Annotated in this window: 24 protein-coding genes; 7 read left to right on the forward strand and 17 right to left on the reverse strand. The window is 39.3% G+C overall.

Annotated elements, in window-relative coordinates; all coding sequences use genetic code 11:
- From BHECKSOX2_RS02675 to glyA, 3 genes are all read right to left on the reverse strand, one after another.
- Positions 1 to 371: helix-turn-helix domain-containing protein (locus BHECKSOX2_RS02675; RefSeq protein WP_139682472.1), on the reverse strand; the 371-nt coding region annotated here is incomplete at its 3' end.
- 369 nt (positions 372 to 740) lie between these two features.
- Positions 741 to 1190 (reverse strand): transcriptional regulator NrdR, encoded by a 450-nt coding sequence (gene nrdR / locus BHECKSOX2_RS02680; protein WP_139682343.1) that lies wholly within the window; start codon positions 1188 to 1190, stop codon positions 741 to 743.
- Between the two features lie 8 nt (positions 1191 to 1198).
- Positions 1199 to 2452 (reverse strand): serine hydroxymethyltransferase, encoded by a 1254-nt coding sequence (gene glyA / locus BHECKSOX2_RS02685; RefSeq protein ID WP_139682344.1) that lies wholly within the window; start codon positions 2450 to 2452, stop codon positions 1199 to 1201.
- An 81-nt stretch (positions 2453 to 2533) separates the two neighbouring features.
- Here glyA and BHECKSOX2_RS02690 point away from each other — a divergent pair, with 81 nt between their 5' ends.
- Positions 2534 to 3649: a cupin domain-containing protein gene (locus tag BHECKSOX2_RS02690; RefSeq protein ID WP_139682345.1), complete on the forward strand. Its 1116-nt coding sequence runs from the start codon at positions 2534 to 2536 to the stop codon at positions 3647 to 3649.
- A gap of 2 nt (positions 3650 to 3651) precedes the next feature.
- Positions 3652 to 4515: a DMT family transporter gene (locus BHECKSOX2_RS02695; RefSeq protein ID WP_139682346.1), complete on the forward strand. Its 864-nt coding sequence runs from the start codon at positions 3652 to 3654 to the stop codon at positions 4513 to 4515.
- A gap of 151 nt (positions 4516 to 4666) precedes the next feature.
- Here the strand turns inward: BHECKSOX2_RS02695 and BHECKSOX2_RS02700 are convergent, their stop codons facing one another.
- From BHECKSOX2_RS02700 to BHECKSOX2_RS02710, 3 genes are read right to left on the reverse strand one after another with little or no spacing between them, the layout of a single operon-like run.
- On the reverse strand, positions 4667 to 5344 hold the full coding sequence (locus tag BHECKSOX2_RS02700; protein WP_139682347.1) for a HopJ type III effector protein: 678 nt from the start codon (positions 5342 to 5344) through the stop codon (positions 4667 to 4669).
- A 34-nt stretch (positions 5345 to 5378) separates the two neighbouring features.
- Positions 5379 to 8027, reverse strand: coding sequence for a pyruvate dehydrogenase (acetyl-transferring), homodimeric type (gene aceE, locus BHECKSOX2_RS02705; RefSeq protein ID WP_139682348.1), 2649 nt, complete (start codon positions 8025 to 8027; stop codon positions 5379 to 5381).
- A gap of 52 nt (positions 8028 to 8079) precedes the next feature.
- Positions 8080 to 8457 carry a SoxR reducing system RseC family protein gene (locus BHECKSOX2_RS02710; RefSeq protein ID WP_139682349.1) on the reverse strand — a complete coding sequence of 126 codons (378 nt, stop codon included), beginning with the start codon at positions 8455 to 8457 and terminating at the stop codon, positions 8080 to 8082.
- A 37-nt stretch (positions 8458 to 8494) separates the two neighbouring features.
- On the opposite strand from BHECKSOX2_RS02710, the gene BHECKSOX2_RS02715 reads away from it, so the two are divergent.
- On the forward strand, positions 8495 to 9877 hold the full coding sequence (locus BHECKSOX2_RS02715) for a phosphomannomutase/phosphoglucomutase (protein ID WP_090718501.1): 1383 nt from the start codon (positions 8495 to 8497) through the stop codon (positions 9875 to 9877).
- A gap of 3 nt (positions 9878 to 9880) precedes the next feature.
- Positions 9881 to 10297, forward strand: a complete 417-nt coding sequence (locus BHECKSOX2_RS02720; protein ID WP_139682350.1) for a putative signal transducing protein — start codon at positions 9881 to 9883, stop codon at positions 10295 to 10297.
- Positions 10298 to 10315: 18 nt separating this feature from the next.
- Here BHECKSOX2_RS02720 and mgtE read toward each other — a convergent pair whose 3' ends face one another.
- Together mgtE and hpf are read right to left on the reverse strand one after the other, a co-directional pair.
- Positions 10316 to 11668 carry a magnesium transporter gene (gene mgtE / locus BHECKSOX2_RS02725; RefSeq protein ID WP_139682351.1) on the reverse strand — a complete coding sequence of 451 codons (1353 nt, stop codon included), beginning with the start codon at positions 11666 to 11668 and terminating at the stop codon, positions 10316 to 10318.
- A 68-nt stretch (positions 11669 to 11736) separates the two neighbouring features.
- Positions 11737 to 12033 carry a ribosome hibernation-promoting factor, HPF/YfiA family gene (gene hpf, locus BHECKSOX2_RS02730; protein ID WP_139682352.1) on the reverse strand — a complete coding sequence of 99 codons (297 nt, stop codon included), beginning with the start codon at positions 12031 to 12033 and terminating at the stop codon, positions 11737 to 11739.
- Between the two features lie 168 nt (positions 12034 to 12201).
- On the opposite strand from hpf, the gene BHECKSOX2_RS02735 reads away from it, so the two are divergent.
- From BHECKSOX2_RS02735 to argF, 3 genes are all read left to right on the forward strand, one after another.
- A complete protein-coding gene (locus BHECKSOX2_RS02735; protein WP_090718115.1) occupies positions 12202 to 12405 on the forward strand; it encodes a hypothetical protein in 204 nt (67 codons plus the stop codon).
- A 76-nt stretch (positions 12406 to 12481) separates the two neighbouring features.
- Positions 12482 to 13639 carry an aspartate aminotransferase family protein gene (locus BHECKSOX2_RS02740; protein WP_139682353.1) on the forward strand — a complete coding sequence of 386 codons (1158 nt, stop codon included), beginning with the start codon at positions 12482 to 12484 and terminating at the stop codon, positions 13637 to 13639.
- A 2-nt stretch (positions 13640 to 13641) separates the two neighbouring features.
- A complete protein-coding gene (gene argF, locus BHECKSOX2_RS02745) occupies positions 13642 to 14538 on the forward strand; it encodes an ornithine carbamoyltransferase (protein ID WP_139682354.1) in 897 nt (298 codons plus the stop codon).
- On the opposite strand, the gene BHECKSOX2_RS02750 is transcribed toward argF, so the two are convergent.
- The 9 genes from BHECKSOX2_RS02750 to ftsA all read right to left on the reverse strand — a co-directional run bounded on the left by BHECKSOX2_RS02750 (position 14518) and on the right by ftsA (position 23601).
- The gene (locus BHECKSOX2_RS02750) at positions 14518 to 15216 is read right to left on the reverse strand and encodes an epoxyqueuosine reductase QueH (protein WP_139682355.1); all 699 of its coding nucleotides are present in this window, start codon (positions 15214 to 15216) and stop codon (positions 14518 to 14520) included. The two genes, argF and BHECKSOX2_RS02750, sit on opposite strands and share 21 nt — an antisense overlap.
- Positions 15204 to 15626 (reverse strand): uracil-DNA glycosylase family protein, encoded by a 423-nt coding sequence (locus tag BHECKSOX2_RS02755; protein ID WP_139682356.1) that lies wholly within the window; start codon positions 15624 to 15626, stop codon positions 15204 to 15206. Before BHECKSOX2_RS02755 ends, BHECKSOX2_RS02750 begins: the two co-directional genes overlap by 13 nt.
- Positions 15623 to 17155 carry a 2-isopropylmalate synthase gene (locus tag BHECKSOX2_RS02760; protein ID WP_139682357.1) on the reverse strand — a complete coding sequence of 511 codons (1533 nt, stop codon included), beginning with the start codon at positions 17153 to 17155 and terminating at the stop codon, positions 15623 to 15625. The genes BHECKSOX2_RS02755 and BHECKSOX2_RS02760 overlap by 4 nt, the downstream gene beginning before the upstream one ends.
- A gap of 177 nt (positions 17156 to 17332) precedes the next feature.
- Positions 17333 to 18073, reverse strand: a complete 741-nt coding sequence (gene pssA / locus BHECKSOX2_RS02765) for a CDP-diacylglycerol--serine O-phosphatidyltransferase (RefSeq protein ID WP_139682358.1) — start codon at positions 18071 to 18073, stop codon at positions 17333 to 17335.
- A 55-nt stretch (positions 18074 to 18128) separates the two neighbouring features.
- Positions 18129 to 19166 (reverse strand): ketol-acid reductoisomerase, encoded by a 1038-nt coding sequence (ilvC, locus tag BHECKSOX2_RS02770; RefSeq protein WP_342589267.1) that lies wholly within the window; start codon positions 19164 to 19166, stop codon positions 18129 to 18131.
- Between the two features lie 22 nt (positions 19167 to 19188).
- The gene (ilvN, locus tag BHECKSOX2_RS02775) at positions 19189 to 19671 is read right to left on the reverse strand and encodes an acetolactate synthase small subunit (protein ID WP_139682360.1); all 483 of its coding nucleotides are present in this window, start codon (positions 19669 to 19671) and stop codon (positions 19189 to 19191) included.
- Between the two features lie 6 nt (positions 19672 to 19677).
- The gene (gene ilvB / locus BHECKSOX2_RS02780; protein ID WP_139682361.1) at positions 19678 to 21411 is read right to left on the reverse strand and encodes a biosynthetic-type acetolactate synthase large subunit; all 1734 of its coding nucleotides are present in this window, start codon (positions 21409 to 21411) and stop codon (positions 19678 to 19680) included.
- A 49-nt stretch (positions 21412 to 21460) separates the two neighbouring features.
- A complete protein-coding gene (lpxC, locus tag BHECKSOX2_RS02785; RefSeq protein ID WP_139682362.1) occupies positions 21461 to 22372 on the reverse strand; it encodes a UDP-3-O-acyl-N-acetylglucosamine deacetylase in 912 nt (303 codons plus the stop codon).
- A 2-nt stretch (positions 22373 to 22374) separates the two neighbouring features.
- Positions 22375 to 23601 carry a cell division protein FtsA gene (ftsA, locus tag BHECKSOX2_RS02790; protein ID WP_139682363.1) on the reverse strand — a complete coding sequence of 409 codons (1227 nt, stop codon included), beginning with the start codon at positions 23599 to 23601 and terminating at the stop codon, positions 22375 to 22377.
- Between the last annotated feature and the right edge of the window lie 2 nt (positions 23602 to 23603).

Raw genomic sequence — 23603 nt, forward strand, 5'->3', positions numbered from 1 at the left:
CCGCCTACCGCTTTGTCTTGCAAGACAAAGCGGTAGGCGGTTTCAGTGCTAATTTTAATCTTTTTATCTAATTCCAAGCGTCCCATGATTTGTTCAGGACTCCAATATTCTTTTAGCTTTTCACTAATGTAATTTTTAACACAATCTGTGAGTTTAATGGCTTTATTTTTCTTTTGATGTCGTTCGTCAGCAAGCCTGTTGGCTTGCTTATGGCGATAGCCTCTTTTGCCAGTATTGCGAGATAATTCTCTAGAAATAGTTGATTTGTTTCTGCCCATTGATTTGGCAATAAAGGTTTGGTTGTATCCTTGTTTATTTAGCAGGTAAATATGGTATCTTTGTTCGTAGGTCAATTGTGTATATTTTTGCATGTTTCACTCCTTTTTCTTGTCGGATTAAGGGTGGTTAATATACCCTTTGACCGACTAATTGAGTGTTGCACTTATGATGTGAATTCAAGCCCTATTCTTTCGTGCCGCTACTAAAGTAGAGGCAGTCATCTTATCACGCCATCTTTGCCCTTGGTAGTATTCCGCCTAGGGAAAAATGTGCTCGTTTATGATTATCAATCCATAACCACTGAGTGGTTAAATTTTGTGCAGACTCAATTAGTCCCGCTAGGACAAAGGTTTAAAGAAATCACCAATTGGGCAAAAATTGGCTTTTGCCAATCACCCCTATTTATGTAAAGATTTCTAATAATAAAAAACCAAGCTTGAAAAGAGGTTGTATAGAGGTTTTTATTTCATGAGTTTGTCAATTTCTTCTCTAAAAGCTTCAATGTCTTGAAATTGACGATACACTGAAGCAAAACGAATGTAAGCCACCTCATCAAGTGCCTTTAACTCTGTCATAACCCATTCTCCAATTTTATTAGAAGACACCTCATGCTCAGATTGCGTTCTAAGCTTACGCATAATATTATGCACTGAAGTTTCAATTTGTGTGGCATTAATTGGACGCTTTTCTAAAGCTTTGAGTAGCCCATAACGCAGCTTATCTTCATCAAAAGACTCACGAGCACCATCTCTTTTAATTAGTCTTGGTAGGTTTAAATCAACGGTTTCCCGTGTTAAATAGCGCTCATTACAAGCACTACATTCGCGTCTTCTACGCACCTGTGCACCATCAGCAACCAAACGAGTTTCTAAAACTTTGGTTTCATCAGATTGACAAAATGGACAACGCATTGATTATTCTACTTATAAACTGGGTGTCTAGCGCAAAGCATGGCAACCTTGGTTCTAACACTATCAATCACTGATTGATTATCAAGCTCATCACAAATATCACACATCATTGAGGCTAATTCTCTACACTCTTTTTCACCAAAACCACGCGTTGTTACTGCTGGTGTACCAATACGAATGCCACTAGTAATAAACGGGGATTGTGGGTCATTTGGTACAGCATTCATATTCACAGTAATGTGTGCATTACCCAAAGCAGCGTCTACCGCTTTACCTGTTAGTCCTTGCTCAATAAAACTAACTAAGAACAGATGGTCATCAGTGCCGCCCGAAACCACATCAAAACCTCGCTCAATAAAAATCTCTGCCATCGCTTGCGCATTGACTTTAACTTGCTTTTGATAGGCCTTGTAATCATCGGTCATTGCCTCTTTAAAACTTACTGCTTTAGCGGCAACAACATGCATGAGTGGACCACCTTGAATACCAGGGAAAATCGCAGAATTAAGCTTTTTCTCAATTTCCGCATTAGCCTTAGCCAAAATCAATCCTCCACGCGGACCACGTAAAGTCTTGTGCGTTGTTGTAGTCGTAACATCAGCAATACCAACTGGTGATGGGTATTCACCTGCTGCAATTAATCCAGCCACATGCGCCATATCTACCATTAAATAAGCACCAATACCATCAGCAATATCTCTAAAGCGTTGCCAATCTACCACGCGAGAATATGCTGAGAAGCCTGCAATAATCATTTTAGGCTTGTGTTCTTTAGCAAGACACTCAACTTCATCGTAATCAATTTCTCCTGTTTTAAGATTTAGTCCATACTGAATGGCGTTAAAGTTTTTACCTGAGAATGATGGCGCTGCACCGTGCGTTAAATGCCCACCATGCGCCAAACTCATACCTAAAACTGTATCACCTGGTGTTAATAACGCCTGATAAACCGCTGCATTTGCTTGACTACCAGAGTGCGGTTGCACATTAGCATAATCTGCGCCAAATAACGCCTTAGCACGCTCAATCGCTAATTGCTCTACAACATCTACATGTTCACAGCCACCGTAATAACGCTTATTTGGATAGCCTTCAGCGTATTTATTAGTGAGTTGTGAACCTTGCGCTTCCATGACTGCAGGTGAAGTATAATTTTCACTGGCAATGAGTTCAATATGTGTTTCTTGACGCGCCTCTTCTTTTGTAATTGCATTTGCAATATCGCTATCTACCTTGGCTAGAGTTTGAGATTTATTGAACATGGTTTTTCCTTGTATTATTTAGATTATAAACTTGAATTTTAACCATTTTGAATAACGCGTTGCACTAAAATTACAATAATTATGATACATTTTAGAAAAATATCCCAACAACAATTCTTAAATGAGTATTGGCAGAAAAAACCCTTGCTAATCAAACAAGCTTTACCTGATTTTATATCACCGATTACCCCTGATGAATTAGCTGGTTTGTCGCTTGAAAAAGAGTTTGAATCGCGCCTAATCACAGGCTCTATAAACTCTAAAAAGTGGTCGCTACGCAACGGACCTTTTGTCGGACAAGATTTTTTAGCGACACACAGACATCCTAGCTTGCCCCAGAAAAACTGGACACTACTAGTACAAGGTGTTGATAGGCATATTAATGCGGTGCATAATCTCATTACAGAATTTGATTTTATACCTCGTTGGCGTTTTGACGATGTGATGATTTCCTACGCTGCTACAGGCGGTAGTGTTGGGCCACACTTTGATTATTATGATGTATTTTTATTACAAGGCAAAGGTAAGCGTCGCTGGCATCTTAGTAGGCAAGATTGTGAACTGAGTAATTACTTAGAGGATGCGCCCCTTAGGATTATGAATAAATTCAACGCCGAGCAGGTGTTTGATGTTGAACCAGGTGATATACTGTATATACCGCCTAAAGTGGCGCATCACGGTGTAAGCTTAGATGATGACTGCATTACACTGTCTTTTGGTTATCGTGCATATAGCGCGCAAGAGTTGTTCGAGTTTATCAACAAACCTTGCCCTAAGCATCTCAGCCAATCTTATTACCAAGACCCACAGTGGCGTAACACTAAGCAGCCTGCACTAATTCCTAATAGTGCCATTCAACAAGCACAAACTTTGTTAGAGATTGACGCTGTGTCTGTTGCTAAATTTGTGACAAAGCTAGACACGATGGACAGGCAAAACTTACAACTGTTTGAATATTATAATCAAAATGAAGACTTCAACTCACACGGCAATTACCAACTCCATTCTGTGTGCAAGGTTGCCTACCTGCAAAAAAATAATTCCGTTCAGGTGTTTGTCAATGGCGAAGAAATTAAATTTAATGGTATTAATAACAAGGCGTTAATGGATTTTTGCAACAAACGAAAGGTTAATTCATTGAACCAGCTAGAGCTTGCCAAACAACTGTTTGCACAAAATCTAATACTTTTAATTTAGCGATGCCGGTCATACTTGTTTTTTTATCTGTCGTTGCCATTTGGTCAACCACCCCGCTTGCGATTGTTTGGTCAACACTCGGCACCAGTCATAGTTTTGGTGTCGCTTCAAGAATGCTGATTGGGCTTGGTGTCTGTTTATTGCTACTACTGATAAAAAGACAGAAACTCACATTAACGCCGTTAAGCCTGTGGAATTATTTCTATGCAGGTTTAGGTGTATTTATAACGATGAGTTTGGTTTATTACGCCTCGCAAAATCTAGCCTCTGGCATTGTCTCTATTGTATTTGGCTTAACACCCATTATGACTGGTGTATTCGCATTGATACTGCTCAAAGATAAATTTTTTAGTGTTAATAAAATAATTGGTTTATTGTTAGGTTTGAGTGGATTGGTTGTTATTTTTTCTCATTCCTTGACAGAGTCAAGAGACCTTGTTCGTGGACTTTTAGCGGTCACCTTAGGTATGACTTTTCAGGCGTTTATATCCGTCAAGCTCAAACAAATCAACACGCAAGTTTCAGCACTGGAAACCACGACAGGTGCTCTACTATTTAGCACCCCTTTGTTTATTATTATCTGGCTTTTAAGCGAAGGTACGATCCCTGCTATTACCATGAAAGCCGCACTCTCTATTGGCTATCTGTCCATATTTGGCTCAGTCATTGGATTTATGTCTTATTACTATTTAATCAAACACGCTAGTGTGAAAGCAGTCGGCATCGTGCCACTAATAACGCCTGTTTTTGCTTTGCTATTAGGTTCAGCGCTTAACAATGAAACCCTTGCGCTTATACAATTTTATGGCATTGCACTTGTATTGATTGGTTTAGGGTATTACGAATACGGTACAAAGAAAAACTAAATAGAATTGTGTTATTTCTTAACAAGTACCGGAGAATTAAACTTTTCTAGGATAAGAACAAGGGATAAACCCTTATTTACCACGCTCTTTGCCAATAACTTCTAATAATCATTGCTCCCTTAGAATATGCTTAAAATCTTGTAATAAGTTTTTAGCCTCGCTTACGCTTAGTTGTACCTGTGTTGTAGTAGTAATTGTTGTTTATGTTGTTTATCACGCCCTTATTGGCACCCATAGTTGTATTTGTATTGTTTATCACGCCCTTATTATTGGCACTCATATTTATATTATTGCGATTACCATTAATTATATTGTTTACTGTTTCGAATTGACATAAAAAATACCCACCTCCACTTGCAATAATTATATAAATAAAAATTTTTCTTAACATACCCATAAAACCATATTTTTTTAATAATTGCTTGATTGGTCGCATAAGAGTAGTTCCAAAATTTTGTTTAGAATCCGCTTGTAAAGGATATTTGGGATTGTTGGTTTCAATCAGCACTGGAGAATCAAACTTCAAGCCTTCCCAACCATAGATAATGAAATTGCGGATATTTTGGTGCGAATCACCGTTAGGATCATTAAGAACAGTTTGGTAGTGTTCACCAAAACAATGCAAGACTTCAAGTTGTGTTAATTGATGAATAACACCAAAATAGAATAATTTAGCACTACCTTGATTTTCAATAGCAGTATTTTGTAAATCACCATTTATAAATGATGCTGGGGTGTGGTTGTAGTTCTCGTCAATAAGCTCAATCAGATCACCAAAATTCATTTGTGCACCTGACCTAAGCTCTTCTAAATATCCTTCTTGTGTCATACCAATCCTCCTAATATCTTTAATAATACCGCCTTTATACCGTCATTGGGTTTGGCTTTCCTATGTCAACACCATATTTTTTAATAGCATCAGTAACGACTGATGCTGCTATTTCACCTTCATCAACCAAGGCTTTAAGCGCAGCAATCGTTACATAATTTGCATCTACTTCAAAGAAATCTCTAAGTGCAGCGCGTGAATCTGAGCGACCAAACCCATCTGTACCCAACACTTCATAACGAGCTGGAATATACTTACGCACTTGTTCAGCGTAATTACGCATATAGTCAGTGGTAGCAATAACAGGGCCCTTTGCATTGGCTAAGCATTGGGTAATATAAGGCACCTTTGGCGGCCCTACACTAAATCTATTCTCTCTATCAATAGCTTGAGCTTCACGCGTTAATTCATTGAAACTGGTCACTGACCAGATATTAGACTTCACACCCCAATCATCAGCAAGCATTTGTGCAGCTTTTTCAACTTCTCTAAGAATGGTGCCAGAACCTAACAATTGCACTTGCTTATCACCAGTACCTACTTTTTTTAATGGGTAAATACCTTTGATAATACCTTCTTGCGTGCCTGCTGGTATTTCTGGGTGCGTGTAAATTTCATTCATAACAGTAATGTAGTAAAAAATATTCTCATGTTTTTCATACATTCTGCGTAGTCCACTTTGAACAATCACTGCTAACTCATACGCATAAGTTGGGTCATAAGAAATACAATTTGGAATGGTGTTGGCAACAATATGCGAATCACCATCTTCATGCTGTAAGCCCTCTCCATTCAGTGTAGTACGCCCTGCCGTGCCGCCAATTAAGAAGCCCTTAGCTTGCATATCACCTGCGGCCCAAATTAGGTCACCAACACGCTGAAAACCAAATTTAGAATAATAAATATAAAACGGAATCATGGTGACATTATGCGTCGCATACGATGTTGCAGCAGCAATCCAATCAGAAATCGCACCGGCTTCATTAATGCCTTCTTGCAACACCTGCCCCTTTTTATCTTCCTTATACCACATGACTTTATCAGAGTCTTCTGGTTGATAAAGTTGGCCTGAAGCCGAGTAAATACCGAGCTGCCTGAACAAGCTTTCCATGCCAAAGGTACGCGCTTCATCAGGGATGATTGGCACTACTTTAGATCCAAGTTGCTTGTCGCGTACTAATAAAGCCATAATGCGGTTAAGCGCCATGGTAGTTGACATTTCACGCTCACCACTGGATTTTAATAAAGCACTGAAAGTGTTTAATTCTGGCGCTTGTAAGTTTTCTAATTCAAACGAACGCACTGGCAATGAACCACCTAGTTTTTGGCGTTGAGTGTTTATATATGTCATCTCTTCGCTGTCTTGTGCTGGCTTGTAAAAGTTAAGTTGTTTAACATCTTCTTCAGTCACTGGAATATCAAAACGCTTGGCGAATTTTGCAACCTGCTCAAGGCCTAATTTTTTCTGCGAGTGCGTCGTATTTTGACCTTCACCTGCCTCACCCATGCCATAACCTTTAACCGTCTTAGCCAAGATGACCGTTGGTTTATCACTACATTCTTTGGCAGCACGATAAGCTTGAAATACTTTAAACGGGTCATGTCCGCCACGATTCAGTGCATAAATCTCATCATCACTAAGATGCTGAACCATCGCTAATAATTCTGGGTATTTACCGAAGAAATGTTGTCGCACATAAGCACCGTCTTTAGCTTTATAAGCTTGGTATTCTCCATCCACCACTTCTTCCATGCGTTTCTTCAGTAGCCCAGTAGTGTCTTTTTCAAGCAGTTTATCCCATTCACCGCCCCAAATTACTTTAAGTACATTCCAGCCTGCACCACGGAACATACCCTCAAGCTCTTGAATAATTTTGCCATTACCGCGTACTGGACCATCCAAACGCTGTAAGTTGCAATTAATCACAAAAATCAAATTATCAAGTTTTTCACGACCGGCTACTGAAATAGCACCAAGTGACTCAGGCTCATCCATTTCCCCGTCACCCAAATACGCCCAAACTGTGCGTTTGTGCGTTTGCTTAATCTCACGATGATGCAAATATTTCATAAAGCGTGCTTGGTAAATCGCCATAATTGGACCCAGCCCCATTGACACGGTCGGGAACTGCCAAAAATCAGGCATCAACCACGGGTGTGGATAAGAACTGAGTCCATCTTTGCCTGCCTCCTGGCGGAATAGCAACATTTGCGCTTCAGTGATGCGCCCTTCTAAAAAAGCACGCGAGTAAATACCTGGTGAAATATGCCCTTGAAAAAAGATTAAGTCTGCACCCTGCTCGGCATCAGGACCACGATAAAAGTGATTAAAACCCACTTCGTACAAAGTAGCACTTGAGGCGAACGAAGCAATGTGTCCACCTAAATCATATGGTAATTGATTAGCCTTGACCACCATCACCATAGCATTCCAACGGATAATAGCTGAAATTCTTTCTTCAATATCGATGCTAATATCTGTTGCTACCTCTTTTTCTTTGGCAATAGAGTTTAGGTAAGAGGTATTTACGCCTGTTGGTAAATCCATGCCTTCTTTGTGCGCCATATCCATTAGTTGGTTTAGCAAAAACTTTGCACGGTCATCACCTTCCACTCTAGCAACGGATTTAAAGGCTTCTAGCCATTCTTGGGTTTCTAAAGGGTCAAGGTCTTGAGCTGACATAATGTATTTTTTTCTTTTAGAATAAAGCAGTAATTATCCCAAATTTGTAGGCTCACTTTACAAAATATTTTACCAATAAAATTGAAGCAGAAAAACCAATGAAAGCAAGGGCAATTTGCCCTGCTTCGTGTTCAGGATATACTACATCACCTAACAACCCACCTGCAAATAATGCAAGTAGTGGCAACATATAGAGTTGAAAGGCACGATAAAACAATTCTTTTGATGAGATTTCCAAGGTTACCAAATCACCAATCGACACGCCATTTTGTAGGGGCTTATTGAACACTGAATAATGGTCAAAATATTTTGCCAATATGCCTGTACCGCAGCCACCACTGGCTGAGCAACTGTGACACCCTGATGAACGATTGACTTTAAGTTTCATCATTTGATTCTCAATCTCAATAACTTCAAACTTTTCTTTCATTAAAATAAGTGTTTATTTTTTATCATATTTTATCAGCATGTCACTCTCACAATCTATTTTTAAAGCCTACGATATCCGTGGTATCGTGGAAAATGAACTCACGCCTGATGTAGTTAAACTCATCGCTCAGGCAATTGGCAGTGAGTCTATTGCCAAAGGTGAACGCGGCGTGGTGGTTGGTCGCGATGGCCGTCTAAGTGGCGTTGAGCTGATGAGCGCTTTAAAAGATGGCCTTAAGTCAACTGGCTGTCATGTGGTAGATATCGGCATGGTACCCACGCCATTAGTGTATTACGCTACTTATAGCAAAGCGGCCACTTCTGGGGTGATGATTACTGGCTCTCATAATCCACCTGAGTACAATGGACTTAAGATTGTGATTGCAGGTGAAACACTCTCGGGCGATAAAATACAAGAACTTTATCAGCGCATCCAAGCGCAAAAATTTTCTAAAGGTCATGGCACTTCAACCAAAGTTGATATTGAGCAGGACTATATAGAGCGTGTTGTCTCTGATATTAAATTAGATAAGCCTCTTAATATTGTTATTGATGCAGGTAACGGTATTGCAGGCAATATTGCACCAAAATTGTTTGAACGATTAGGTGCAAAAGTCACAAAATTATTCTGCTTAGTAGATGGGAATTTCCCCAACCATCATCCCGACCCATCAAAACTTGCCAATCTTGAAGATATTATTCAAGAAGTCAAGAGCACCAATGCTGATATGGGCTTTGCCTTTGATGGCGATGGTGACAGACTGGGTTTAATTGACAATAAAGGTAATGTGATTTGGGCGGATAGACAAATGATATTGTATGCACGCGATATTCTCAGTCGTAATCAAGGTGCCAAAATTGTGTTTGATGTTAAATGTAGCTCAAATCTACCAAAAGACATTACCCAGCACGGGGGTAATGCGATTATGTCACGCACAGGACACAGTTTTATCAAAGCCAAACTTAAAGAAACAGGCGCGCTACTCGGTGGTGAGATGAGTGGTCATATTTTCTTTAAAGAACGCTGGTATGGCTTTGATGATGCGCTTTATACAGGTGCTAGATTGTTAGAAATCCTATCCAAAACCCACAAAACTTGTGAACAGGTTTTTGCTAATTTACCTGATAGTATCAATACGCCAGAGATTAATATTTACTTTGATAAGCAAGCTCAGCAGTTTGATGCGATGAAAAAACTAACAAGTAACATTGATTTCATTAAAGATGATAGTGCGCAAATTACCACTATCGACGGTGTGCGTGTTGATTATCCTGATGGCTGGGGACTTGTACGCCCTTCTAACACCACACCATGTTTGGTGCTGCGCTTTGAGGCAAATAACAAAAAAACCTTAAGCCAAATTCAAGATAAATTCAGAATTTGGCTGGATGCCAATAATATTTCTACTCAAAATTTTTGACAAATGGAATTAGTGGCAGTTGAAAGTTACAACCATCCTATTGATGCTTATCTGGCTAAGGGGCGGCTAGAGGTTGAAGGTGTACCGGTATTTTTAGCAAATGAACACCATGTGTGGATGAACTGGAGTTATGCACAAGCATTGGGAGGCATGCAATTAAAAGTTAGCCCGCAACATTTTACTGATGCACAGAAAATTCTAAAAATGCATAACCAAGGAGAGTACGAACATCTATTAAATGAAATTTTTCTAGAAATTGATACAAAAAATTGCCCCAATTGTAACGCCAATAGTTATGTTAGTAAATTTCCATTGCATCGAATCTTTTTTACATTGGTATCTCTAGCTATTGGCGTTGTCCTTCTGTCAAAAAGAACCTTACACACCTGTCAACAATGCAATCAAAAATGGAAAGATTAAACGGTGGAATAATTTTTATTAAACAACCAAACTTGCTAAACCTAGAAACGCCACAAAACCAATAACATCAGTAATAGTAGTGAGAATAACACCACCAGCGAGTGCAGGGTCAATTTTAAATTTGATGAGTAATGATGGCAAAATCACACCTGAAAAGGCGGCAAAAATTAGATTGACAACAATAGCCAAAGCAATGACCATACTAAGCAATATGTCGGCAAACCATAAATGTGTCGCCACACCAATCACTAACGCCCAAATCAAACCATTTAATAAGCCAATGGCTACTTCTTTATTCATTAACACCTTAAGGTTGGAATTTGTTATTCTACCAGTGGCAATACCGCGGGTGACTAAAATCAGTGTTTGTGTACCAGCAATACCACCCATTGATGCAACCACTGGCATCAAAATGGCAAGGGCAATTTTTTCTTGCAAAGTGGCTTCAAAAAGACTAATAAAAAACACCGCAATAAAAACAGTAACCAAATTCACACCCAGCCAAATACTACGGCGTTTAGAGCTTTGCATAACAGGAGCAAAAACATCATCCTCTTCGTCCAAGCCTGCCATTGACATTACCGAATGTTCAGCCTCATCACGAATGACATCAACCACATCATCAATAGTAATACGCCCAATTAACTGATTGTTTTCATCAACCACTGGCGCAGAAATCAAATCACGCTGTTCAAACAAATGAGCCACTTCTTTTTCAGGTGTTTGTGCAATAATTGGCTTAAGCGTTTTATTAATCAACGGCTCAATATTTTGCTGTGCTTCGTTCGTTAGCAAAGTAGATATGTGAATTGCACCTAAATATTTGTACGCTCTATCAACAACAAATACTTGGTCAGTGTCAATTGGCATTTCTTTTAACAAACGCAGATAACGAATGACAGTGCGTACGGTAATATCATCACGCACGGTAATAATATCAATATTCATCAAACCACCTGCAGAATCCTCAGGATAAGACAAAACACGCTTTAAATGATCTCGGTGCTTATGGTCCAGCGTTAATAATAAATTGTGTAGTGCTGACTCAGGTAAATCAGGCACAATATCTGCCAAATCGTCCATATCCAAGCCTTCGGTAGCCTCAACGATTGAATCAACACTCATTTCGCTGAATAGTTGCGTGCGCACATTTTCGCTCAAGTCTTTAAGAATATCACCTTGTGTGCCAGTATCAATATTAGACCAAAGAATAACCCTTTCCTTAGGTGGGATAGCTTCTAATAGGCGAGCGATTTCTGCCGAATGCAAATTGGCAAGTTGTGTAGTGGCTTCTTCATACAAAGATACCTCCAGAGACTCCATGAGTTTCTGTAGGCAATCTTCGAAAGAAGTGTTTTTAACTTCTGACATTGGACTAAATTATTTTATCTAAAATTAGTGTTATTACTCTAATATAGTGAACTTTCTAAACATTGGGCTTAGTTTTTTCTATGGTTGTTGAGTTTCTCTTTGTGTTTTCTAACTTGTGCATCTAATTTATTAACCAGCTGGTCAATTGAAACATACATATCATCACTTTCGGATTTTGCGAATAAATCTGCACCGCTAACATGGACAGTTGCCTCGGCTTTTTGTACACCCTTTTCGACTTCTAAGATCATATTAATATTAATCAAATGATCAAAATGTTGTTTGATTTTAGATAATTTTTCTTCTGCGTGTTGTTTAATTGCCTCGGTAACATCAAGATGGTGACCAGAAATACTTAATTGCATATATTCTCCTCGTTATTATTAAAAATGCAATTGAATTGTGCCACAAAGTAAAGTAAATATTAAAGTATTTATTGCATTTATGATAAATAATAAACACCACAAAAAATTAATTTTCGGTATAATTATGCATTTTAACCTTTCTACCAATACAAACAAAGGAGTATCAAGATGGATGCAGTTAGCAAGGAAAGTAACGAGTTAAGTATAAAGAGAATTGCATTGCAAAACTCTTTCAAAGAATATAACGAAAAGAATGGTTTTTCATATGAAGAATGGGTAAACCCACCTGCAGGTCATTTCTACGAAGGTTACAAGAAAGATTTAGATGAAATCAATAATCAAATGGCGCCGCCTTTACAATACCAGTCATAATCAATACTTAATTGGCAACAAAAAAGCCCCGTTTTGGGGCTTTTTTGTTTAGTGGTTAGTCAACCAACAACACACAATGTCTTATTTAATGTCAAACTATGCACCGCTTGCAGTTACCTTTGCCAAAGGTGAAGGTTGTTATCTGATCGACACCAAAGGCAATACCTATTTGGACGCCCTATCAGGCGTTGGTGTAGTTGGTTTAGGTCATTGTCATAAAGATATTACTGCTACTATACAAGCACAAGCTGGTGAACTTTTACACACCAGCAATTGGTATCATATTGCCCACCAAGAAGCCTTAGCTGAAAAGCTCTGCAAATTATCTAATATGGATAATGCTTTCTTTGGTAATTCTGGTGCAGAAGCTAATGAAGCTGCCATTAAAATTGCACGCTTACATGGTTATGTCAATAATATTGATAACCCCGCTATTTTGACAGCCAATCAAAGTTTTCATGGTCGCACCATGGCGACACTTTCTGCTACAGGTAATGACAAAGTACAGTCGGGCTTTGCGCCGCTAGTAAGCGAATTTATTCATATTGATTTTAATGATATAGATGCAATAAAAGCACACACAAGCAATCGTAATATTGTGGCTATAATGCTAGAGCCTATTCAAGGCGAGAGTGGTGTGATTGTACCAAAGAGTGATTACTTAAACCAAGTGCAAGCCATCTGTCAAGCCAATAACTGGTTGCTTATTTTGGACGAGGTGCAAACAGGTATTGGGCGTACAGGAAAAATGTTTGCACATCAATATAACAATATCACCCCTGATATACTGACTTTAGCCAAAGGTTTGGGCAATGGTGTGCCGATTGGTACTTGCTTAGCAAAAGGCAAGGCGGCAATACTTTTCACCCCTGGTACACATGGCTCAACTTTTGGTGGCAATCCTTTAGTCTGCAAAACAGCACTCAGCGTATTGGAAGTCATTGAAAAAGATAATCTTCTTGACAATGCCACAAAGATGGGGGAATACTTAGCATCAAACTTTCAAGAAAAATTATCCAACTCAAACAAAATTACCCAGATACGCGCTAAAGGCTTAATGATTGCCATTGAGCTTAATCAAGATTGCACACGCCTACTAAATGCAGCGCTAGATAAACGCTTACTTATTAATATTACTGGTCGTTCTATACGACTGTTGCCACCACTGATTATCAATCAAACTGAGGCAGATATTATTATTGATACTGTTTGCGACTTGATAGGAGAATTATAACAATGAAACATTTTATCAACCTTGAAGATTTATCAACCCATGACTTAAACCAAATTATTGATACTGCCATTACCTTAAAAAAAGAGCATAAAACGGGTCAAATCAACAAAGCACTAGAGAGCAAAACATTGGCAATGATTTTTGACAAGTCTTCCACGCGCACGCGTGTGTCATTTGAAGCAGGCATGGCACAGCTAGGCGGTCACGCACTATTTTTATCCGAGCGTGATATTCAATTAGGTCGAGGCGAGTCAATTGTTGACAGTGCAATTGTAATTGGCTCAATGGTCGACGGCATTATGATGCGTGTGTCTTCACATAATGACATCAATACTTTTGCACAAAATGCTAATGTGCCAATTATCAACGCCTTATCTGATGAATCTCACCCTTGTCAGTTATTGGCAGATATGATGACCTACAAAGAACATAAAGGCAACATTCAAGGAAAAACAGTTACCTGGATTGGCGACGGTAACAATATGTGTCAAACTTATATGCAAGCTGCAAGTGTATTTGACTTCAAACTCAACATTGCCACGCCTAAAGGCTACGAGCCAGAGTCTTCTTTCATTACGCAATATCAAGACTACATTAAGCTATGTGATAATGCAAAAGAGGCTTGTAAAAATTCAGATTTGGTTGTGACCGATGTTTGGGCGAGCATGGGTCAGGAAGATGAGCAAGCAAAGCGTGAGTTTGCTTTTAAAGATTTCCAGATAAATAGCGATTTAATGCAACAAGCTAACGCTGATGCTAGCTTTATGCATTGCCTGCCAGCACACCGCGAGGAAGAAGTAAGCAGCGATGTGATTGACGGCATGCAAAGTTTAGTGTGGGATGAAGCTGAAAACCGTTTACATGCACAAAAAGCGTTATTACTTTACTTGCTTAGTTAAACTATCCATTGCCTCAGCATAAAACTTAACACCACGCTCAACTTTTTCCCTACCGCGTGATACACGCCAGCGGTTTGTGTCTCGTAGAGAATAGACACAACCACAGTATTCTTGTTGATAGAATTCTTCTTGTTTTGATAACTCCAGCATTCGAGATGAGCCACCTTGCTTACGCCAGTTAAAATCCCAATAAGTAATACCATTAAATGAATCAGTGGCGCGTGCACCACAGCCATTGATTTGATTCATATCTTTCCAACGAGAAATACCTAATGTGGAAGATATCAAATCAAAATCATGTGCTTTGGCATACTTAGCAGTGACTTCAAAACGCATATCAAAACAAGTGGTGCAGCGCAGACCACGCTCTGGCTCATCTTCTTGTCCTTTGACACGCTCAAACCACAGTTCCTTTTCATAATCTGCATCAATAAACGGCATGCCCAGTTTTTCTGCAAAACGAATATTTTCTTCTTTTCGCAGCTCATATTCTTCTTGTGGATGAATATTTGGATTGTAAAAAAAAATGGTGGTGTCAATCTCTGAGACCGCTAAAGCCTCCATAATTTCACCGGCACAAGGGGCGCAGCAAGAATGCATGAGTAGCTTTTTCTCACCATTGGGTGTTTGTAATTTGGGACGCTCATAACCCGCAAGAGAGTAATCTACTTTAGACATTGCTGTAATTGCTTTAATACTTCCCACGCTTCGCGCTTAAAAGTTTCATTAACTAAAATTTCACTTGGATGATGCGTGGAAAAATGCGCTTGCACATCGGATGACAGACTCTTGCTCATTAATAATACCGTTTTAGCGTCGTATTGTCCAAGCGTGTGCTCCAAATCAACGGCATCAATAGCGATGCATTTAACATTGGCTTTTTCAAGCCCAATAGCACCCAACATTTTAAATAAAAAATCTTGAATCTTACCAGTTTGACAAAAAGAATGTGCATTTTGCGTTTCAATCACCAAACATGGCGTGCAAATTTTTTGAATACTGACTTCTATTGCATCAGCAGATTCAGCATATAAAAATGCTGGCACATCAAATGCTTCTAAATAATCACTACGCTCTAATTGACTCATACTTGTGGATGCGCCCTATCGGTTATCACTAAAATTTTATTCAAGGCATTGACATAAGCTTTAGCGCTGGCAATAATAATATCGGTATCCGCACCTTGCCCATTAACAATACGCCCATCACTTTCAAGGCGCACATTGACTTCGCCTAGTGCATCAGTACCTTGGGTAACATTTGATACTGAATACAGTTGCAAATTCACCTCAACATCAACCAATGAATTAATCGCACTAAAAGTAGCATCTACTGCACCCGAAGTATTGGCAGTAGCCGATACTTCTTTAGCATCAATAGAAAGCACAACCCGCGCTGAATTTTGTTCACCTGTTTGACTAGAAACTTTAAGCGCTACCAATTGAATACTCTCATGTTCTTCGTTCTGAGATTCCGAAACCAATGCTTGCAAGTCTTCATCAAAAATTTCATGTTTCTTATCTGCCAATTCTTTAAAACTCTTAAAGGTACTATTTAGCGCATCATCGCTGTCAAACTCAACACCAAGTTCTTGCATTCTAACTTTAAAGGCATTACGACCTGAATGCTTACCCATTACCAATGAATTGGCATTCCAACCAACATCTTCAGCACGCATGATTTCGTAAGTCTCACGGTGTTTAAGTACGCCATCTTGATGAATGCCTGCCTCATGAGCAAAGGCATTTGCGCCAACAATTGCTTTGTTTGGTTGCACGATAAAGCCTGTCACGCTTGAAACCAAGCGCGATGCGGAAAGAATATGTGTGGCATCAATGCCTGTATCGCAGGCAAAAATATCTTGACGCGTTCGCACTGCCATGACCAACTCCTCCAAAGAGGTGTTGCCTGCACGCTCACCTAAGCCGTTAATCGTACACTCCACTTGGCGTGCGCCATTAAGAACGGCAGACAGAGAATTTGCCACTGCCAAACCCAAGTCATTATGACAATGCGCTGAGAAGATTGCTTTATCAGAATTTGGCACGCGCTCAATCAGTGATTTTATCGTCTCACCAAACTGATGAGGAATGTTATAACCTACCGTATCAGGAATATTAATGGTAGTCGCACCTGCCTCAATTGCTGCTTCAATGATACGACAAAGAAAGTCTTCGTCACTACGCCCTGCATCCTCGGGTGAAAATTCAACATTATCTGTCCAATTTTTGGCGCGCTTTACTGCATGAACAGCCTGCTTTACTACTTGCTCAGGTGTCATATTCAGCTTCATCTTCATGTGAATATCGCTGGTAGCAATAAAGGTATGAATACGAGATGAATTCGCACCCTTTAATGCTTCTCCAGCACGATCAATATCTTTATCTAATGCTCTTGCAAGCGAGCAAATAGTAGAATCTTGAATAGTATTGGCAACCGCTTGAACCGCTTCAAAGTCACCAGGCGAAGCAATAGCAAAGCCTGCCTCAATGACATCAACATGCATTTTTTCCAACACTTTGGCAATGCGTATTTTTTCGTCTTTGGTCATTGACGCACCAGGTGATTGCTCACCATCTCTTAGCGTCGTATCGAAAATAATTAGTTTGTCAGACATTTTTTGTCTCCTGTGTTTGTTACGTTGTATTTTTAAGATGTGCTAGCTTTTCAGCCAGTCGAGATAGTAAATTACCTTACGGTAACAATCGTAACAAAGCCAAGAGAGTGGGTTGCTTATAGAAAGAAGTTTTAATCTGATTTTTCATAGCTAAATTATAACTTAAATATAAACTGCCTACCTGTTTTTTTTCAACACACGTTTTTTACGCACATCAATTATGGTAATAATTAAGCCAGATAGCGCATAAACAAAAAAGAAGGTAAACAGAATCGCACTTGGCCATAGCGTCACTACAATAATAATTAATATAGCGATTAACAGTAATTTGAATGACGCCCTACCCTTGAGGTTAATTTCCTTAAAGCTATAATAACGAATATTACTCACCATCAATACGCCAGCACTCACTAAGATAATCCAACTTGTCATAGCAAGATATTGGTCATACGGCGTTGTGCCGATAAACTCCTTAGTCCATACCAAACCTGCAATAAGCGCAGCAGCAGCTGGCGAAGGTAGGCCTTGAAAATAACGCTTATCCTCAATACCTATTTGCGTATTAAAGCGTGCCAAACGCAATGCGCCAGCGGCTACATAAATAAATGCGCCTATCCAGCCAATTTTACCCATCTGCTCAAACTGCCAAAAATACATCAATAGTGCAGGCGCAACACAAAATGACAACATATCTGCCATCGAATCATATTGCTCACCAAATGCACTTTGAGTATTGGTCAGTCGTGCAACACGACCATCTAGAGTATCCCACAACATTGCCACAAAGATAGCAATAGCAGATTCTAGATATTGACCTTTAGTGGCTAGAACAATCGCTAAGAAACCTGAGAACAATCCAAATGTTGTTAGAACATTGGGCAATAAGTAAACACCTTTTTTTGTTTTTTTTTCTGCCATAATCTCTCTTAGAAACAAAAAAACGCCCAACTTAGCTGGGCGTTCAATCTAATTTTTAGTTTTTACTCTGATCAATAATTTTGTTCTTAGCAATCCACGGCATCATTGAACGAAGTGACTCACCTACTTGTTCAATTTGATGTGCGCGTTGAACTTCACGACGCGCAGGAAGCTCGCCCACATTAGCCACAAACTCTTTAGCAAACGAACCATCTTGGATTTCAGCTAAGATTTTCTTCATCTCTAATTTGGTTTCATTGGTGATAATACGAGGACCCCGAGTTACATCACCGTATTCAGCTGTATTTGAGATTGAATAACGCATATTGGCAATACCACCTTCATACATCAAATCAACAATGAGTTTTAATTCATGCAAACACTCAAAGTATGCCATTTCTGGCTCGTAACCTGCTTCAACCAATGTCTCAAACCCTGCTTGAACTAATGCCGTTGTGCCACCACATAATACCGCTTGCTCACCAAACAAATCTGTTTCTGTTTCTTCTCTGAAAGTTGTCTCTAAGATGCCTGTACGACCACCACCAATAGCTGATGCGTAAGATAGGGCAATGTCTTTCGCATTGCCAGATACATCTTGAGCAACAGCAATCAAGTCAGGAATACCACCACCCTTAACAAATTCACTACGCACAGTATGACCTGGCGCCTTAGGGGCAATCATAATAACATTAAGGTCAGCTCTTGGCTTAATCATTTCAAAGTGAATATTTAAACCATGTGCAAATGCAAGTGTTGCACCTTGCTTGAGGTTTGGCTCAATATTATCTACATAAATTTTTGCCTGAAACTCATCTGGTGCTAATACCATAACTAAATCTGCCCACGCCGTTGCATCTTCAACTGATTTGACGCTCAAACCGGATCTTTCTGCTTTTGCCGCTGATATTGAGCCTTCTCTAAGTGCAACAACAACATCAATACCTGAATCTTTCAGGTTGTTTGCGTGCGCATAACCTTGTGAGCCATAACCAACGATGGCTACTTTCATGCCTTTTATAATATTTAAATCAGCATCTTTATCGTAATATCTGTTCATTTTTTTCCTCTTTTGATTGTGAGATTTTTGCATCAATACAAAAACCTCTGTTTAATTAATATTCTCTTTTCTGACAAACGCCAGTTACGCCTGTTCTAGAAACTTCTAAAATTTTGAGTGCATCAATTGCCTCTAAAAAATCATTGACTCGTTGACTTTTTCCTGCCACTTCAACTGTATAAGTGTCTTCACTCACATCTACTATCTTGCCGCCATATTCATCAATATGTTTGTCTATTTCAGCTTGAGAGCCTGAGTCAACATCAATTTTAACCAATACTAATTCGCGTTCAATGTGTTCTGTAGCGGTCAAGTTAGTTACCGTTACCACATCAATGAGTTTATCCAGCTGCTTAACAATTTGCTCAATAATATTATCATCGCCAATACTGACAATGGTCATACGCGACAGCGTCTCATCATTAGTCGGTGCTACCGTTAATGACTCAATGTTAAAGCCACGCGCTGAAAACAAGCCTGCCACCCTTGATAGTGCACCAGATTCGTTTTCTAATTGTAGTGAAATAATATGTCTCATGGTCTTTTATACTAAATGTAATCCTTCATCGTTAGTGGATGCCATTTCGTCACGACCTGCTAGCAACATCTCATGATGTCCTGCCCCCGATGGAATCATTGGAAATACATTTTCACTTGGGTCAGTCAAAATATCAACAAACACGGTACGGTCTTTTTGTTTGAATGCCTCAATCAAAGCTGGCTTTAAATCTTGCTCTTTCTCAACTTTAATACCCATATGCCCGTAACTTTCTGCCAATTTAACAAAATCTGGTAGTGCATCCATGTACGACATTGCATAGCGTTTTTCATAAAAAAACTCTTGCCATTGTCTAACCATGCCCAAATAGCCATTATTTAAATTAATAATTTTAACAGGGGTATTGTATTGCAACATGGTCGAAAGCTCTTGTAGCATCATTTGAATACTGCCTTCGCCAGTTACACAAGCCACATCTGCTTTTGGGTCGGCTAATTTTGCACCCATTGCCGCAGGCAATCCAAAGCCCATTGTACCTAAGCCACCAGAGTTAATCCAACGGCGTGGTTTATCAAATGGGTAGTATTGCGCCGCCCACATTTGGTGCTGACCCACATCACTGGTAACAATCGCCTCACCCTGAGTTACTTCATACAAAGCTTCAATCACGCTTTGTGGTTTAATGACACCCGACTTAGTCTGATACGCCATTGAATCAACACTACGCCACTCTTCGATTTGCTTCCACCACGCATCAATATTGGCTAATTTTTTATCTTTAAGTGCTTGTATAAGTGCATTCAAAGCATCGTTGACTTGTCCGATAATTGCCACATCAATAGCTACCGTCTTGCCCACCGAAGATGGATCAATATCAATATGAATGATTTTTGCATAAGGGCAAAACTTATCTAAATTACCCGTAATACGGTCATCAAAGCGTGCGCCCACAGCAATAATACAATCTGAATCGTGCATTGCCATGTTAGCTTCATAAGTGCCATGCATGCCTAACATACCTAATGACTGAGCATCTGTTGCAGGGTATGCGCCCAAGCCCATTAAGGTTTGGGTAATTGGAAAATTAGTATTGCGTGTAAACGAGCGTAGCACCTCACTGGCATTGCCAATCACACTACCACCACCTGAGTAGACAATAGGTTTCTTTGCTTGCATGATTAACGCAACTGCTTTATCAATTTGCCCTGCGTCAACTTTTATCTCAGGTTGGTATGAGCGCATATTAATTGACTTAGGATAACCATCAAATTCAATCTCAGCGATGGTAGTATCTTTAGTGATATCAATCAATACTGGGCCTGGGCGACCTGTGGTGGCAATATGAAATGCCTTCTTAACAACATTTGCCAAATCGTTAATGTCTTTTACCAAGAAATTATGCTTAACACATGAACGGGTAATGCCAACAGCATCCACCTCTTGGAATGCGTCATTACCAATCACTGCAGAGGACACTTGACCCGAAATAACCACCATTGGAATAGAATCCATATGCGCTGTAGCAATGCCTGTTACTGCATTAGTAAGCCCAGGACCAGAAGTAACGAGCGCTACACCACACTTACCACTAACGCGTGCATAGCCATCTGCACCGTGCACAGCGCCCTGTTCATGACGAACTAAAATATGGGCAATATTATCACAGGCATCAAGCGCATCGTAAATATGCAATACAGCGCCCCCTGGATATCCAAAGATATGCTCTACACCTTCATTTTGAAGGCAATTAACCAATATTTGAGCGCCGTTCAATTTCATTACTTATTTGATAGAAAAAACCCTAGGATTATACCTAAGACGAATGTCATTATAGGGAGTTTTGCCAATCCTCTGAATAGAATTGAATCGGAGAATTTTCACTCTCAAAAGTCTCAATTGACCAAGTATCTGGTTGTTTAAGAATGGCAGATAACAACTGATCATTCAACAAGTGCCCAGTTTTGTAACCCTCGTAGTGTCCAATTAGGTTAGCACCTAACAAGTACAAGTCACCAACAATATCCAAAATTTTATGTTTTACAAATTCATTCTCATAGCGCATACCATCTTCATTTAAGACATCATCATCACTGAGTGCAATCGCATTATCCATACTCGCACCGAGTGCCAAATTCCTCTCTTGCATACTTTTTACATCACGCATATAACCGAAAGTTCTGGCTCTAGATATTTCTTTAAGATAAGACTTCTGTGCGAAATCAATGCTAAGATTTTGCCCGCTTTCCTTAACTTTTTTATGATTAAAATCAATCTCAAGCGTTACTTTAAAACCTTCGTAAGGTGTTACTTGCGCCCAAGAATCATTGTTTTCTACGCGAATAGTATCTTTAATCACAAAAAATTTCTTATGTGCATCCTGATCTTCAATACCTGCTGATTGCACCAAGAAAATAAAGGGCGCTGATGAGCCATCCATAATAGGCACTTCAAATGAGTCTAATTCTACTAATACATTGTCAATACCCAGCGCTGAAAATGCACTCATTAAATGCTCAACGGTTGAAATCTTAACACCTTGATTTTCAATACTGGTTGATAGAATCACCTCGTTTACAAAGGCATTATGCGCTCGAATCAACTTGCCACCCACATCCAATCTCCTAAACACCACGCCATGGTCAATCTCTGCGGGAATAAGCGTCATATTAATCATAGCGCCACTATGAATACCAATGCCACGCGCTTTAACTGCTTTTTTTATTGTTCTTTGCTTAATCATATTTATAAAAATTTAAACCCTTTAATGAAGCCCATTTTACCTAAAAAACTGTTTTTACCACTCGATTGTTGCTCAGACTTAGAATCGTCAAGACCGAACAACAATAAACCCAAAGCACACGCATACTCTGGGCCCAACCACTCATACTTTGCGCTAATGAGCTCAGTGTTAATACGCCCTACTTTGACTTTCTTTTTATAAAGACTGTGCATTAACTTATCACAATCTGTCATTTTTGCACCACCGCCCACCAAAACCAAGCCTGATTTAAGCGAGCGATATAAATTTTGGTTGTTGAGTTTTGTTCTAATCATCTTAAACAACTCCAAGTAAGACTGTCTAATCACTTCAATGAGTGATTCATGCGACAAATAATAATAATTTGAATCATCTATTTGTTGAAACTTAATGAGTGTATCAGCGCCCAATTTAACTTGTGTTTGTCCATATTCTATTTTTAAACGCTCTGCTTCTTGAAAAGAAGTGTTAAACGCCTCAGAGATATCTTGAGTCACCTGCTCTACGCCAAATTGAATACTGCTGCTATAAAAAACACCGCCCTGCTTAAATACAGACAAATCCGTCACACCGGAACCAATATCAACCAAACAAACCCCTTTGTCTTTTTCATCTTGTGTCAAACAAGGCTCGCTACTCGCCATTGAATTTGGCACAATACTAGACAAACCCAAATCACTCCAGTAAATACTGTTTTCAACCGCTTCCACATGATGATTAGATGCGCTAACAGTATGTATACTAACGCCTAAATTATCCGCTTTTTTCCCAAGGGGTTGATTAACAGGCTCAGGATTTGCATCCAAAGTATAGTGGTGTATTATGTTGTTAACAGTCTGATGATTGTCTGGCATCTTTGTCTTTGCCATTGACTCAATAATCTTAAAAACCGTATCTAACTCTGAATCTCTAACCCTGCCAGAAGGCACATGCGTATAAGCGCTTTGATTCAATACTTTAAGATTTGGCTCTGAAATATTAACACTAACATGTTGAAAATCTGTGCCATAATTTTCAACAATTTCTTCTTTAATCTTTTCAATCACTTTTGCCACTTTTTTAGCATTTTCAACAACACCACACCGAACACCATCAGAACTAGCTTGTGCATAGCCAAAAACTTCTACTCTATTATTTTTTAATTCCGCAAGAAGAACAACAATCTTACTGCTGCCAATATCAACGCTTGCAATGAAATTACCATCAACCATTT

It is taken from the genome of thiotrophic endosymbiont of Bathymodiolus puteoserpentis (Logatchev) (genome assembly GCF_900127505.1).
GTDB lineage: Bacteria > Pseudomonadota > Gammaproteobacteria > PS1 > Pseudothioglobaceae > Thiodubiliella.

Coding starts and splice junctions, on each gene's coding strand:
- nrdR (WP_139682343.1), bottom strand. CDS start 1,190: ATGCGTTGTCCATTTTGTCAATCTGATGAAACCAAAGTTTTAGAAACT.
- glyA (WP_139682344.1), bottom strand. CDS start 2,452: ATGTTCAATAAATCTCAAACTCTAGCCAAGGTAGATAGCGATATTGCA.
- BHECKSOX2_RS02690 (WP_139682345.1), top strand. CDS start 2,534: ATGATACATTTTAGAAAAATATCCCAACAACAATTCTTAAATGAGTAT.
- BHECKSOX2_RS02695 (WP_139682346.1), top strand. CDS start 3,652: ATGCCGGTCATACTTGTTTTTTTATCTGTCGTTGCCATTTGGTCAACC.
- BHECKSOX2_RS02700 (WP_139682347.1), bottom strand. CDS start 5,344: ATGACACAAGAAGGATATTTAGAAGAGCTTAGGTCAGGTGCACAAATG.
- aceE (WP_139682348.1), bottom strand. CDS start 8,027: ATGTCAGCTCAAGACCTTGACCCTTTAGAAACCCAAGAATGGCTAGAA.
- BHECKSOX2_RS02710 (WP_139682349.1), bottom strand. CDS start 8,457: ATGAAAGAAAAGTTTGAAGTTATTGAGATTGAGAATCAAATGATGAAA.
- BHECKSOX2_RS02715 (WP_090718501.1), top strand. CDS start 8,495: ATGTCACTCTCACAATCTATTTTTAAAGCCTACGATATCCGTGGTATC.
- BHECKSOX2_RS02720 (WP_139682350.1), top strand. CDS start 9,881: ATGGAATTAGTGGCAGTTGAAAGTTACAACCATCCTATTGATGCTTAT.
- mgtE (WP_139682351.1), bottom strand. CDS start 11,668: ATGTCAGAAGTTAAAAACACTTCTTTCGAAGATTGCCTACAGAAACTC.
- hpf (WP_139682352.1), bottom strand. CDS start 12,033: ATGCAATTAAGTATTTCTGGTCACCATCTTGATGTTACCGAGGCAATT.
- BHECKSOX2_RS02735 (WP_090718115.1), top strand. CDS start 12,202: ATGGATGCAGTTAGCAAGGAAAGTAACGAGTTAAGTATAAAGAGAATT.
- BHECKSOX2_RS02740 (WP_139682353.1), top strand. CDS start 12,482: ATGTCTTATTTAATGTCAAACTATGCACCGCTTGCAGTTACCTTTGCC.
- argF (WP_139682354.1), top strand. CDS start 13,642: ATGAAACATTTTATCAACCTTGAAGATTTATCAACCCATGACTTAAAC.
- BHECKSOX2_RS02750 (WP_139682355.1), bottom strand. CDS start 15,216: ATGTCTAAAGTAGATTACTCTCTTGCGGGTTATGAGCGTCCCAAATTA.
- BHECKSOX2_RS02755 (WP_139682356.1), bottom strand. CDS start 15,626: ATGAGTCAATTAGAGCGTAGTGATTATTTAGAAGCATTTGATGTGCCA.
- BHECKSOX2_RS02760 (WP_139682357.1), bottom strand. CDS start 17,155: ATGTCTGACAAACTAATTATTTTCGATACGACGCTAAGAGATGGTGAG.
- pssA (WP_139682358.1), bottom strand. CDS start 18,073: ATGGCAGAAAAAAAAACAAAAAAAGGTGTTTACTTATTGCCCAATGTT.
- ilvC (WP_342589267.1), bottom strand. CDS start 19,166: ATGCAAAAATCTCACAATCAAAAGAGGAAAAAAATGAACAGATATTAC.
- ilvN (WP_139682360.1), bottom strand. CDS start 19,671: ATGAGACATATTATTTCACTACAATTAGAAAACGAATCTGGTGCACTA.
- ilvB (WP_139682361.1), bottom strand. CDS start 21,411: ATGAAATTGAACGGCGCTCAAATATTGGTTAATTGCCTTCAAAATGAA.
- lpxC (WP_139682362.1), bottom strand. CDS start 22,372: ATGATTAAGCAAAGAACAATAAAAAAAGCAGTTAAAGCGCGTGGCATT.
- ftsA (WP_139682363.1), bottom strand. CDS start 23,601: ATGGTTGATGGTAATTTCATTGCAAGCGTTGATATTGGCAGCAGTAAG.